Source organism: Nostoc sp. CENA543, assembly GCF_002896875.1.
Classification (GTDB): Bacteria; Cyanobacteriota; Cyanobacteriia; order Cyanobacteriales; family Nostocaceae; genus Trichormus.
In genome coordinates this window covers 2,176,915-2,190,958 of record NZ_CP023278.1, presented here as the reverse complement: position 1 = coordinate 2,190,958, position 14,044 = coordinate 2,176,915, and the positions used below count along the sequence as shown (strand labels likewise).

General features: G+C 39.5%; 10 protein-coding genes and 1 pseudogene. 7 read left to right on the top strand and 4 right to left on the bottom strand.

The genetic code is table 11. From position 1 onward, the window contains the following. Nucleotides 1–52 precede the first annotated feature (52 nt). Nucleotides 53–2,041, top strand: coding sequence for a DNA sulfur modification protein DndD (dndD, locus tag CLI64_RS09130; RefSeq protein ID WP_103136922.1), 1,989 nt, complete (start codon nt 53–55; stop codon nt 2,039–2,041). 91 nt (nt 2,042–2,132) lie between these two features. Here the strand turns inward: dndD and CLI64_RS09125 are convergent, their stop codons facing one another. Beyond that, complete coding sequence (locus tag CLI64_RS09125) at nt 2,133–2,594, bottom strand: peroxiredoxin (protein ID WP_103136921.1); 462 nt, start codon at nt 2,592–2,594, stop codon at nt 2,133–2,135. Nucleotides 2,595–3,198: 604 nt separating this feature from the next. Continuing rightward, nucleotides 3,199–4,836, bottom strand: coding sequence for an MBL fold metallo-hydrolase (locus CLI64_RS09120; protein ID WP_103136920.1), 1,638 nt, complete (start codon nt 4,834–4,836; stop codon nt 3,199–3,201). Between the two features lie 785 nt (nt 4,837–5,621). On the opposite strand from CLI64_RS09120, the gene CLI64_RS09115 reads away from it, so the two are divergent. The 3 genes from CLI64_RS09115 to CLI64_RS09105 all read left to right on the top strand — a co-directional run bounded on the left by CLI64_RS09115 (nt 5,622) and on the right by CLI64_RS09105 (nt 7,524). After that, a complete protein-coding gene (locus CLI64_RS09115) occupies nt 5,622–6,212 on the top strand; it encodes a ParA family protein (RefSeq protein ID WP_103136919.1) in 591 nt (196 codons plus the stop codon). Continuing rightward, nucleotides 6,209–6,487 carry a CopG family transcriptional regulator gene (locus CLI64_RS09110; RefSeq protein WP_103136918.1) on the top strand — a complete coding sequence of 93 codons (279 nt, stop codon included), beginning with the start codon at nt 6,209–6,211 and terminating at the stop codon, nt 6,485–6,487. The genes CLI64_RS09115 and CLI64_RS09110 overlap by 4 nt, the downstream gene beginning before the upstream one ends. 134 nt (nt 6,488–6,621) lie before the next feature. Then, on the top strand, nt 6,622–7,524 hold the full coding sequence (locus tag CLI64_RS09105; protein WP_103136917.1) for a DUF4351 domain-containing protein: 903 nt from the start codon (nt 6,622–6,624) through the stop codon (nt 7,522–7,524). Here CLI64_RS09105 and CLI64_RS09100 read toward each other — a convergent pair whose 3' ends face one another. Continuing rightward, entirely contained in the window at nt 7,525–8,067 is a 543-nt protein-coding gene (locus tag CLI64_RS09100) for a GerMN domain-containing protein (RefSeq protein WP_103136916.1), read from the bottom strand. A 233-nt stretch (nt 8,068–8,300) separates the two neighbouring features. Between CLI64_RS09100 and CLI64_RS09095 the strand changes: the two genes are divergently transcribed. The 3 genes and pseudogenes from CLI64_RS09095 (at nt 8,301) to CLI64_RS09090 (ending at nt 13,354) form a co-directional block, all read left to right on the top strand. Continuing rightward, nucleotides 8,301–9,761 carry an integrase gene (locus tag CLI64_RS09095; protein WP_103136915.1) on the top strand — a complete coding sequence of 487 codons (1,461 nt, stop codon included), beginning with the start codon at nt 8,301–8,303 and terminating at the stop codon, nt 9,759–9,761. Nucleotides 9,762–9,952: 191 nt separating this feature from the next. Next, nucleotides 9,953–10,399: pseudogene (locus CLI64_RS32150) on the top strand (PAS domain S-box protein); the annotation flags it as partial. 15 nt (nt 10,400–10,414) lie between these two features. Further along, nucleotides 10,415–13,354, top strand: a complete 2,940-nt coding sequence (locus CLI64_RS09090) for a PAS domain S-box protein (protein WP_264082507.1) — start codon at nt 10,415–10,417, stop codon at nt 13,352–13,354. On the opposite strand, the gene CLI64_RS09085 is transcribed toward CLI64_RS09090, so the two are convergent. Further along, the gene (locus CLI64_RS09085; protein ID WP_103136914.1) at nt 13,351–13,929 is read right to left on the bottom strand and encodes a Uma2 family endonuclease; all 579 of its coding nucleotides are present in this window, start codon (nt 13,927–13,929) and stop codon (nt 13,351–13,353) included. The genes CLI64_RS09090 and CLI64_RS09085 overlap by 4 nt on opposite strands. Between the last annotated feature and the right edge of the window lie 115 nt (nt 13,930–14,044).

The window sequence follows — 14,044 nt, the reverse complement described above, 5'->3', positions numbered from 1 at the left end:
ATACTTGCTGGTAAACAAACAAAACCCCCAATAAGGGTTACATTATAGATTAATGATATTCCTAGAACTGGTATTACAAAACTTTGGGCCTTACTCTGGTAGACAAGTGATTAACCTTGATACTAGAAGTGAAGAAAACTACCGTCCAATTATTTTGTTAGGTGGCATGAATGGTGGGGGTAAAACCACTCTCATGGATGCTATTCGCTTGGCTTTGTATGGACAACGCGCCCAATGTTCTACGCGTGGTAATTTGAGTTATAGCGATTTTTTGACTCAATGCGTTAATAGTAAAGCCACACCTACAGATAAAACCCGTATTGAATTACTATTTGAACATATTGAAGATGATAAGCCAGTTAAATATCGGATTGTCAGGACTTGGGATAAAAATCCTAAAGATGGTAAGGATACGTTAGGAATTTTAGGGGATGATGATACCTGGCCTGTTGATTCTCTGGTAAATATTTGGGATGATTATATAGAAAATTTACTCCCGTTAGGTATTTCTAATTTATTTTTGTTTGATGGGGAACAAGTTAAAGAACTTGCAGAACAGGAAACACCACCGCCAATTGTAGTCGAAGCTATTCGGGGACTTCTGGGTTTAGAATTGGCTGATAGGTTAGCTGTAGATTTAGAAATTTTAGTTAACCGTAAACGCAAGGAAATCGCTGATACTAAGGATTTAGCTAATTTAGAAGAGATTGAAGCTAAATTAACGCAATATCAGGAAGATTATCAAGGAATACAAGCAGAATTAGCAACGCTGAATGATTTAATTGCAGAACTAGAAACTAAACAGCGAGAAGCTTTAGATAAGTTCATGTCTGAGGGTGGGAAAATTGCGAGCGATCGCAGTCATTTAGAACAACAGCAAAAAGATAAAACATCGACAGCAGAAAACCTCAGACAGTCTATGTGTGAATTAGCTGCTGATGTTTTACCTTTAGCACTCATCCCCAATTTACTTAACCAAGTCCAAGCACAGGGAGCAAAGGAATTTCGCTATCAACAAATCCAATTAGCTAAGGATGTTTTAATTGAGCGAGATAAACGTTTAATTAATTGGCTAAGTCAACTAACTATTGATTTAGAACAAGTAGAGAAAATTCAATATTTCCTGAAGGAAGATACGGAAAATTTATATACAAGTAACTCCCCATCAGAAGCACCTTGGTTATTAGCTGATGAAGAAAGTTTGAGTCAATTAGATAATGTCAGTTATCATCTACAAAATGCTCAAAAATTAGCTCAACAGCAGTTAGCTAATTTAAAAGCGGTAGAAGAAGAAATTATTACTTTAGAAAGACAAGTACAAACAGCCGCAGAACCAGAAGCATATCAAAAACTTAGGGATGCGGTGGAAGATGCACAAAAGCAGGTGATTCAATCTAAGGCGAAAGCTGAAATTACCCAACGTAAATTAACAGAATTAGAGGATGTAATTGAGCAGACAAAGAAAGAGTTAAAGGAATATACCGATACAAATATTGATAGAAAAAATCGAGAACATATCATTGCATCCGTTGGGAAGGTGCAAGCAACCCTCAAGCTATTTCGTGAAAAACTAACTTTGAGAAAACTGAATAAATTAGAGGAAGAAGTGAAGCATTGTTTCCTCTATTTACTACATAAATCTGATTTAGTCCGTACCATTACCATTGATACTAAAACCTTTAGCCTATCTCTATATGATTTCAAAGGTAAACCAGTCCCGAAACATCGCCTGTCTGCGGGGGAAAAACAACTACTCGCGATCGCTTTTCTCTGGGGACTTGCCAAAGTCTCAGGCTTTCGTCTACCAGTAGCAATCGACACACCCCTTGGTAGACTCGACTCTTCACACCGTAACAACCTAGTGGAAAAATACTTTCCCTCAGCTAGTCATCAAGTTATTTTGCTTTCCACGGATACAGAAATTGGTAAAAAAGAAGTCGAGACACTACGCAAAAATGAAGCGATCGCCCGTGAATATCTCCTCAAATACGACTCTTCCACCCGCGAAACCACGGTTCTGGAAGACCGATACTTTTGGTAGTAGATGGGGACTGGGGCGGGGGAGTGTGGGGAGTGTGGGGAGCAGAGGAGAACAACTATTGACTATTGACTATTGACTATTGACTCAGCACTCACTTTGCTGCAAGCTGTTGCAGTGTTTTCAACGCTTCGTCAACGTGACCTTTAAAATTCAACATGGAGTCAAATACATACTGTACAGTTCCTTGCTGGTCGATGACGTAAGTTACCCGACCAGGGAACAAGCCAAAAGCCGCAGTCGCACCGTATAGCTTGCGTACTTTGTCGCCTTTATCGCTTAAGAGTGTAAAAGGGAGATTATATTTAGCCGCAAATCGCTGATGAGATTCGCTAGAATCGCCACTCACACCGATTACCTCAGCACCGATACCTTGAAAAACCTCATATTGGTCACGGAACGCGCAGGATTCTGCTGTACATCCTGGTGTTTCATCTTTGGGGTAAAAGTACAACACCACGGATTTTTTACCCCGAAAATCGCTCAGACTAACTGTTGAGCCATTTTGATTCGGTAGAGTAAAATCTGGGGCAGCGTCTCCGACTTTAATAGACATAGATACTAGCTAAATAGAATTTGTGTACATTTATTAATTATTTGTCAAAGTGTCCTGAATCAGACACCATCCGTATGTACGGTTATCTGTACATATTCTGTTGAGAGCATAACAGGACTAAGTGCGATCGCTAGCTAACAATGAACTCTCTACAACCCTGCTAAACTGTCTAAGTGTATGTTTTTCACTTCTGGGGAAGGGAAATTTTAGATTTTTTTAAGTATTTTCAGGGATGACAAATCCTGATTGATGGTATGGTTACAGTCTAATATTTAGATTTCTCAGTAGATAACGTGAATGAAGCAGTTATAAAGAACTGATGAAAATCATATTAATTCTACTTATTATAGTGGTCAAAGAGGGATTTAGGTTTTAGAATCGAATCGTAATCAACTATACAGAACAAATTATAGTCTACCACCTATAGTCACCCCCTGATTGCTGAAGCAACGCCATCAGGGGGTATTAATTTTTTGGTCATTAGTCATTAGTCATTAGTCATTAGTCATTAGTCATTAGTCATTAGTCAATAAGACTTCTTCTCCCTTGTCTTCCCCTCACACCCCTACACCCCTACACCCCTACACCCCTACACCCCTAATTCCTATTGATTCTCTTCAAAAGCGGGACAATAACCTTCTAGTGTGACTCTAAAGTTATATAGAGGGGAGGCGGGATTCCAGCAGCGTTGTCCTCTTTGGTGTCGGCAGGTTCCGCAGCAGTCAACGTCGGGGATGATATAGCGATCGCTGTTTTGATTTAATAGTTCTCTGGGTGTTAATCCCCTCAATACTAATTCTTCTCCTTGCCAACGGGCTTCAATTAACCCCGTATCGGCAAATTGTCGCCAACGGGGGTCGCCGGTAATGGTATCGGGTAGGCTAATGTTGATGACTGTATCTAATTCGGTGACTTCACCTTGATAATTGGCCTCTGGGGCGGCTGGTTGTAAGAAGGTGTCGCCAATGGGCAGTTCTACCGTTGTCCCAGCTAGGGGAGAATGCAAATGATAGCGGTTTTGTAATTCTTCTAAACTGGTTAAGTCTGCTAAATAGGCGGCTGAACCATGTACAAAAACGACGTGTTGGGGGCGTAAATTATGAATTAACTGGGTTGTGCCAGGCCCGTCGCTGTGCTGTGCTAGTAAGTAGCTTTCTATGGTTGTGGGTGCGGCATATTTTTTTCTGACGCTGACATCAATTTTTTCTGGTAGTAATATTAGCCAATGGCCTGTTTCGGCGCGGCAGTATTGACTCAAGTCTGCTGTGATATCTGTGAGAATAATGCAGGGTGATTTGCCTATCTGATTTCGATGTTCTGTTTGTAACCGCCGCACACGGGGACGGACTCTCTCATCCCAAAATAGGGGCTGATGACGGGCAAAGTTTTGGACTGATGGTGGTAAGTAAGGTAATAGTTCCAGATAAGCATCACATCCTCTAGCCACAGCACCATCTACCCAAATATCTAAATCTCTGCCTGTGAAATGGTGATGGGAACGTAATAACATTAATAGTTCTTGCCCTAAACCTAATGCGGGTGTGGGTAACAGCACAGAATTACCATCCGCGATCGCGCGATTGATGCGTTCGGCGAGTTGGTTTTCTTGATGACGGCGGTGGGGGTGGCGAGATGTGCCGTAAGTCCCTTCCACTATCAGCACGTTGACATCTGAACCCCGCAGTTCTTCTAACCGTAAACCTTCTACTAATCGAGAGTTGGATAGAAAAAAATCTCCTGTGTATAGGACTTTATACACACGCTGGGCTGTGGTGTATGTGAGGAGAATCGCTACAGCCCCTGGTAAATGTCCGGCGGGAAAGAGTTCTACGACTAGCCCTTTTTGTAATTCAATGGGCGATCGCAATGGTAAGGCTTGGCAAAACTGGGGGATTTTTTCTTGTTCTAACCAATTTAAAGGCAGCAGCTTGCTGGTTACTTCACTGGCACAAATGGGTAAACTAGGAAAGACTTGGTGTAGTGAGAGTAACCCTCTAGCATGGTCTGGGTGGGCATGAGAGACTAAAACTAAATCTGCTGGTAGCTTTGACGATGGCGATACATTTTTTTGTAAGGACGAAATGTCCGCTAAACCACAGTCTAGCAGGATGCGATGTGGCCCCATCCGCACCAACAGGCATACACCCTCATCTTGATGCTGAACACTGTAAGGAAAGCATTCCAATTCTGTTGAAGTTTCCTCAGTGTCAGCTTGGGAGTATGCTGACAAATTATCCCTCATTTTTTTCTCCCATCCAATCTCATTATCTTTGACATTTCCCAAAAGCCAACATTGCTAAGAGTTTTGCTTTTGTAGCTTAGGGGTAAGTTTGACATTTTGCCTCTCAACCCTAAAGAAATGGATTGTTGATTGGGGAGGATACCTTCTGCAAACGCTCACTGGTTGGGAAACCCTGATTAAAATAAACCTCAGTTTAAAGGCGCAGGGGAACTGGCCTTTAACCTTGAGTGATCAATGGGCAGAGCCATTACCGTGATAGTTATCAGAATCATAAAACCCATTTTTCGTCCCAAAGAATAGGCACGAGATAGAAAATATAACGGTTAACCCAACGAGAATCAGCTTTACATCCATTGGTTTATTACCCTCTCATCAAGACTTTCTTATATTAATAGCGCGATTTTGTGATCTAGCTGAATCACTAGAAAATCTTTAACTATGCTTGGGTTGATGAAGCAATAAGTAGTTTTACTACTTTCAGTCAAATTGTAAAACTTTTCAGATCCCCTGTCTATCAACGTAATACGCCTTTACAAAGCAGTCTTGGCTCTAGGGATTTCTGTACTTAGTATTTTATTGTATTAATTTACTTTGCACACTACAGTTTACTGAATAAACTTTAAGTATTAAATATCTATATACAAAATATCAGTAATTAAATATTTTAACTACATATTTCTTGTATACTTTTATTTTAATTACAATACATCCAAATTTTTAAACATCTAAACATTTAAATGCTTAGATGTGCGACAATCAGAAAATTATGTGCATTGAAGAATGAAATGATTATTACGGTGGCGGCTTTCAAAGGTGGTGTGGGGAAGTCAACAACCGCCTTACACTTAGCTACATATTTCCAAAATCAAGCTGATACCCTTCTGATAGACGGTGATTTAAACCGTATTGCTTTAGATTGGTCAAATCGCGGTTCTTTACCATTTAAGGTGGCTGATGAGCAGCAGGGGGTAAGTTTAGCTAGGCTTTATGAGCATATAGTCATTGATACCCCAGCGCGTCCAGATATAGATGAGCTAACAACCCTAGCTAAAGGATGTGATTTATTAGTCATTCCGACTACTCCAGATGCGATCGCTTTAGCTGCAACGTTACAAATGGTGGATTTGCTGAGAAATTTAAAAGTAAAGTATAAAATCTTGCTAAATATCATTCCACCACATCCCAATAAAGCTGGAGAAGAAGCCAGAACAACCCTATTAAATGCAGGCTTACCTGTGTTTAAATCTGGAATTCGACGATTAGCTGTTTTTCAACGTGCGGCTTTAGAAGGCGTGCCGGTGAATTTAGTCAAAGATGCTTACTCACAAATAGCTTGGCGGTGTTACACCGCAGTAGGGAAGGAGATTTTACCGTGAATAATAAGAAAAAAACTAGTCGTTTTGACGATTTAATTGATGCAGCGCGCAGTCGTCAACAGCGAGATCAGCCACAGCCAACATCAGATACACCCACTTCTACCACTAAAAGCACAGATCCAGCTTATGCGCGGACAACTATCTACTTACCTAAGCAACTCCATCGCCAATTAAAAGCGGCGGCTGTGGCGCAGGAGAGACAAATGAGTGATATTGTGGCTGAACTTGTGGAACAGTGGTTAAAAAAGGCGGGAAGTGAGGATACAGGAGGGTGAATGAAAAAGCAGAGGAGCAGGGAGCAAGGGAGCAGGGGGGAGAAGCAAGCTACAAAATTCAAAATAAAACAAGGCTTTTTTAGATGATGCGACCTGCGTCATCACATTTTTCAATCTATGCCAATTTAAACAGAATGACGCGCTTTATACATGACAAATTCGCCAAAGACTATCTTGAAGAACTACTCAAAGAGTATGGAGAAATCAAGACATCAGAAAAAGTTGCAGGCGAAATCAAAGAAATTGATGTTTTCTTCATTCCTAATCAACAGCGAAACGCTAATTTACAAATTCTAGGTTTACTAGGAAGATTTGCTCAAAATCCTGCAATTATAGAACCCTTCCGCAATCCAGCATCTACCGATGAAATCTGTGATTGTATTCTCAAATTGTTGGAAATCAAAGCTTTACTAAGACGAGAAGCTAAAGCCAATAAAACCAAACTTCAAGACTCAGAAATTCCTCAATTGTGGGTTCTTACTCCCACAGTCTCGGAAATGAGATTATCCAGCTTTGGAACGGTACAAAAATCAGATTGGTTAACAGGAGTACATTTTCTTCCAGATGCGCTAAGAACGGCAATTGTCGCCATACATCAACTACCACAAATACCGGAAACACTATGGTTGAGGCTTTTGGGCAGGGGAAACGTGCAATCACAGGCAATTATCGAACTGCAAGCGTTACCATTAAATCATCCATACCAGAGAGCAACACTGGAACTAGTTTATAACTTGCGCGAAAATTTAAAAGTCAATCAAGAATTAGAAGCGGATGATAGGGAGTTAATTATGCGATTAGAACCACTGTATCAAAGAGATAGAGAACAAGCCAAACAAGAGGGCAAGCAGGAAGGAAAGCAAGAAGGGAAACAAGATTTAATACTACGCCAACTCAATCGCCGGATTGGTGAAATAGATGCTGCATTCATCGAGCAAATTCACGAATTATCGCTGGAAAAGCTAGAGAACTTGGGAGAAGCGTTACTAGATTTTGCTACTGTTGCTGATTTAGAAGCTTGGTTTAACCAAAAATAACTAAAGTACAATTTCTTCGCCCTTATTGGTGAAGCGAACTTCTTGAATTTTCCACTGAGAATTACTAGTAAGTGTTTTGCGGAGACTACCAAAAAGGGCAAATTGTTCACAGCTAGAAAGGGAGGCGAATTGACGTTTAGATTGGGGTGCAAGTCGTAAATCAACGGTAGCAACACCATTTTTAACTCTGACACGATAACCAGATACGCTAAAATCAGCCGTGTCTTGTTCTTCTATAATTCTACCTACGGCATTAGTTAAGGGTTCTGTGGCTGGTACAGTGACTTTTTGCGGGACAAATTCCTGGCACTGAACATCACTAGTATATAAAGTGACATTTACTGTCTTACTAGAGATAGCTTTTGAGGTGTCGTTGGGAGATTGGACAGTGTTGGATTTGGCTCTTAGTTGAGCCATGCTTTGGTTTGGGGTGCTAGATATACTATTTGGTGTTGTGCTGGCTTCTGGGAGGTTGTTGGTGCAGCTAGCGGTGGTAGCTGCGATCGCGGCGATGATTAATGGTAAAAAATATCTGGAAGTCATAATCTATAACTTTAATTGTGTATCTTCTTTCTTAACTTCAGTTTTACTACTATCTATTCCGCAGAAAATCCCATACTTTCTAGCTTAATTCTACTACTTTAATATTAGTAAGAATGTAAAAATAATCTTATTCTAGAATATAGAATATACATAATTTGAGTATGGTGTGACACACTCTCAAGTGTTCTACGCACTGAAATCTCTATCTTATCTAATGTTTTCTAGTCCCTATTATGCCTGCAAATACTTTTAACCCCCGCAATTCTGAATGGGAAGGTATACCGATTGAACAATGGGATGCTTCTAAATGGAAGCTATGGAAACCTAAACATTCAAGTGCTGATGAACAAGCGAAGTTAGAACGCGAATATCTCCGTATTAAATACGCCATTCAACAAGCTAACACAGCTTTACACTTAGATAGAGTCAAGATTAAATTAAAACTCACCAGTCCCAAAACTATCGGCTTACAGGGTACTTTCCCTTGTAAACCTGGAGACTTTGGGAAACAAGGTAGTCCTAATAAACAATACACAATCTCTTGTGGCTTTACTGCTAACGATGCAGGGGTAAAGATGGCAGTATTAAAAGCTAGAGAATTAGATTTATTATTAATTACTAAACAATTTCAATGGACTCCAGAGTTACTAGGTAAGCAAGCGCAGAGAATAGAACCTGTAAATCAGGGTACATCAACAAAACTGATTGCAGAGTTAATCCAAGAATATGAGCGAGAATTCTGGAAGACTCACGAACAGAATAGGCGGGGTATTAAAACTTGGGAAAGTCATTATCTCCGACATCTAAAAAAACTCCCTCCAGATGTCCCACTATCGACACAAGCCTTAGAAGAAGCTTTAGAAAAAACTCGTCCCAATACATCATCACGGTTTTTTTTAGTATGGCAACTCAAAAAATTCTGTGATTTTTGTGGTTTTGACGAATCCAAAACTATTTATGCCTATGCTACGGCTAAACCCCAGCCAACTATCCGCAAAATTCCTTCAGATGATGAAATCATTCAAGGCTATTTACAAATGGGTATGCCGTTATCAGTATACACAAGTAAAGATAACCTGACACAGCCAGAACAATGGCAATGGGCTTATGGAATGTTAGCAACTTATGGCTTAAGACCTCATGAACTGTTTGCGGTAGATTTAGAGGCATTTATCAACCCCAATAATACATTTAATTTAGTGAATTTGAACCCCAGTTTAACGGAAGGAACGAAAACAGGTGAGCGTAGTTGTGGGATTCCTCCCTTACATCCTCAGTGGGTAGAGTTGTTTCAATTAAAGAATATCAGATTACCTTTTAATGAAGGTAAGTTGAGTAATCGAACTGCAAAACTTTACGTCCGATTTAGGAACAGTAATTTAAATTTTAGACCCTATGATTTACGCCATGCCTATGCTATTCGTGGGCATCGTTTACGTGTGCCAATTAAAACTATGGCTGATTACATGGGACATAGTGTGCAAGAGCATACCAAGACTTACCAAAGATGGATGAATGAAGACACTAATTTAGAAATTTATAAGGAGGTAGTAATTCATAGACAAGGTACTTCTAAGGAAGCTCTGAAGGAAAGAATTAGCGAATTAGAAGCTGAAATTTTAGCTTTGAAAGCTGAAAATGCAACATTAAAACAGTTATTAATTAAACATCAAATAGGAGAAATGTTAAGTTAGAATTAAGATTAATTTGCATAAGTGCAGAATAATTCGTTTGTAGACATTAGAACGAAGAAGCACTGTATATTAGACATCTCCAATTTTGAATTTTGTAGCTTGCTTCCCGTAAGGGTATTTTGAATTTTGAATTCGGAGCGAAGCGACGTGACTTGATGCTATGAGCCAGAGATTGGGAAACATAGATAGTGATGTTACCAGCAAACTCTGAATCAGGAAGTGGCGCAACTATGGCTGATCATCTGATAACCGTAGATAGAAATACTTATGAAGCTCTACAAAAAGAGTTAAAACAGCTACGCCAACTAGTGGCAGATGAGAAGCAGAAAGTCAGCCAAGAACAGATGCGCTTATTTATGGAATATACACCGGCAGCGATCGCAGTTTTTGACCGAGAAATGCGCTACTTGCTGGCTAGCCGTCGTTGGCGCGAAAATTTAGGCTTAGGGAATCAAGATATTATTGGCCATTCCCATTATGAATTCTGCTCGGAAGTCTCCTCATTTTGGCAGACAATTCACCAACGTTGTTTGAGTGGCGCAATTGAAAAGTGCGATGAGGACGCTTTTATTCGCCTGGATGGCACAACTGATTGGGTAAAGTGGGAAATACATCCTTGGTACGAACATTCCGGTGTGGTGGGCGGTACAGTGATGTTTACGGAAGTGATTACTAAACGTAAACAAGCAGAGATAGCTTTAGCCAATAGTGAAAGACGTTTGCAGGATATTGCCAATAATTTACCAGGGGCAATTTTTCAATTTACATATTGTGATGGTGTTTGGCGAATAGATTATGTCAGCGATTTTATTTGGGAATTGGCTGGTATTACTGCTCTAGAAATGATGGAGGATTTAAGTAGTTTTATCGGGCTTATCCATCCAGAGGATACAGATAATTATGTTGCTTCTGTGGTTGAGGCAATAGAAAATCTTACTTCGTGGCATTATGAGGGACGCTTGGTGAAGCCTAATGGTGAGATTCGCTGGTGGCAGGGAGACTCAACTCCTACGAGAAATCATCAAGGGGAAGTCATCTTTTGTGGTGTGATGTTAGATATTACGGAACGCAAACAAGCAGAAGCCGAACTCAAACGCTTGAATGAAGAATTAGAAACCAGAGTTGAGGAACGGACAAAGGCTTTATTGGAGAGTGAAGCAAGATTTCAAAGATTAGCAGACAATGTGCCGGGGATGCTTTACGAATTTCATCTCCAGCCTGATGGTACACAGTTTTTTTCCTATGTTTCATCTGGATGTCAAGAAATTACGGGTAGAAGTCCAAAAGAATTACAATATGATGCTTCTCTATCTCTTACATATATTCACCCTGAAGATGTACCTCATGTTCAAGCTGCAACTTCGCTTTCTGCCCAAACTATGCAAAAGTTTGAACATGAGTGGCGTGTCATTACCACTACTGGCGAACAGAAATGGGTGAGGGCGGTTTCTAAACCAGAACGCCGCCAAGAGGGAGAAATAGTTTGGTATGGCTATCTATTAGATATTACTGCACAACAAGCTGCGCTACGCGATCGCCAACAAGCACAACAACAGCTACAACAACAGGCGCAATTCTTACAAAGTATCTGGGAAGGTGTAGATTATGGTATTTGTGTTTTGGATGTTTTGGATGATGGCGCAGATTATCGCTTTGTGAACTTCAATCCTGCCATGTTAAGAAATAGCCTCACGCCTTTAGAACATTGGTTGGGGAAAACAATTACAGAAGCGTTACCTGAAGATATGGCTAATCGCTATCGTCAACACTACAAAGAATGTATTCAATCGAAAAAAAGCATATTCTTTGAGGAATGTTTCCGCTATGAAGAAGTGGAAACTTGGTGGTTAATTAATGCTACACCTCTTTGGGATGATAATTCTCGCATTTCTCAAATTGTTGTCACGTCAACAGAAATTACTGAAACCAAAAAGGCTGAACAAGAACGCCAATTATTTGTCTCAGTCATTGAAAATAGTAGTGATTTTATTGGTTTTGCAACTCTTGCAGGCAAACCTATATTTCTGAATGAAGCTGGTAGGAAAATGGTGGGTTTAGATCATCCATCATTCCCTGAAGACTTAAACATCTCTGAATTCTTTTTTCCAGAAGATAGAGAATATGTACAGCAATCTATAATTCCTAAAGTTATACAACATGGTATGTGGGAAGAAGAGATTCGCTTCCGACACTTTCAAACCGGAGCAGAGATAATCGTTGATTACAATATGTTCATTCTGAAGAATCCAGAAACGAACGAACCTTTGTATTTTGCTACTATTACTCGTGATATTCGAGAACGTAAACAAGCTGAAGCCGCACTCAGAGAAAGTCAACATTTAATTCAGCGCATTGCTAATTCTACACCTAATCTCATCTATATTTTTGATTTAGAAGAACAACGTAACGTTTACGCCAACCGAGAACTTTATAGTCTGGTTGGCTATTCTATAGAAGAAGTGCAGAAGATGGGAGACAAGTTACTCTTCAATCTTTTACACCCAGAAGACTTGGCAAAAATCACAATTTATCACCAACAATTTCTCACTGCTAATGATGGTGAGATTGTAGAATTTGAATTTCGGGTTAAAGATAAGAATAATGAATGGTGTTGGTTATACAGTCGAGAAACACCTTTTAATCGCAATGCTGATGGTAAAGTTAAGCAAATTTTAGGGGTATCAACCAACATCACAGAACGTAAACGAGCCGAAATAAAATTGCAACAACAAGCTGAAAGCTTAGAAGATACTGTGCGGGAATTGCAACTTACCCAAGCTCAACTGATTCAAAGTGAGAAAATGTCTTCATTAGGTAATATGGTTGCGGGTGTAGCTCATGAAATTAATAATCCTGTGAATTTTATTCATGGTAATTTAATTCCCGCTAGTGAATACGCACAAGATTTATTGCGCTTAGTGGCACTGTATCAAATATATTATCCTTATCCGCCAGCAGAAATTCAAGAAACATTAATTGATATTGAATTTGATTTTTTGAAGGAAGATTTAGTCAAACTGCTGAAATCTATGCGTGTCGGAACTCAGCGCATTCGCGAAATTGTTCTATCACTCCGTAATTTCTCTCGCTTAGATGAAGCAGAATTTAAGGATGTGGATATTCACGAAGGTATTGATAGCACTCTGATGATTTTACATAATCGTTTGAAATCTAAACCAGACCATCCAGAAATTTTGGTAATTAAAGAGTATGGTGAATTACCTCTGGTGGAATGCTACCCTGGACAGCTGAATCAGGTATTTATGAATATTTTGAGTAATGCTATTGATGCTTTGGAAAGCTTATGTATGAGTGAACAGGGAGAAATTACAATTCGGACTGAAGTTATTCATAGTAATTGGGTGAGAATTAGTATTGCAGATAATGGTACGGGAATTCCTGCCACAGTGGTTTCCAAGTTATTTGACCCCTTCTTCACTACTAAAAGTGTAGGTAAAGGTACAGGTTTGGGTTTATCTATTAGTTATCAAATTGTCGTTGATAAACATAAGGGCAAATTATATTGTCATTCAGAACCAGGGAATGGTGCAGAGTTTGTGATTGAAATCCCCATCACTCAAGCAGTAGGTTAATTCCAAACTATCCCCAAATCTAAAATAAATCCTGGTAGAATATCTTCTCCTGATAGTTGGGTAGGACTATCGAGAATTTCTGCTGGCTGATTTTGACGATAAATTTCTACTTGTTTGGTTTGGGGATTAATTAACCAACCTAACTTTACTTGGTTATCTATATACTCGCGCATTTTGGCTTGAATTTCCTCTAAGTCGTCACTGGGGGACATTAACTCTAATACAAAGTCTGGTGCTATTGGGGGAAATTTCTTTTGTTGTTGTGGTGTGAGTGCATCCCATCTAGCTTTTTTGATCCACGCTACGTCAGGAGAACGATTTGCACCATTGGGTAATTTAAAACAGGTGGAAGAATCGAAACATACACCTAATTTGGCTTGGCGATTCCAGATGACAAAATCAGCACCAATTTCTATATTAAATTTTCCTGTTTCTCCTCCTGTGGGTGGCATAACTATGATTTCTCCTTTAGCATTGCGCTCAAATTTAACTCCAGGATTTTCTTGACACATTTGATAAAACTGCTCGTCATTTAGTTGAATAATGCGGTTGAGGTTGAATGTAATTGCTGTCATTGAACTTTGCTCCTAGTCTAAATTTTTACCTCAATTAAGCTTAGTCTCTGGAGTAGTTTAATTAAAAATTATTGTAAATATTATACATAATTCATTTCTAAAAAAATGGATAATT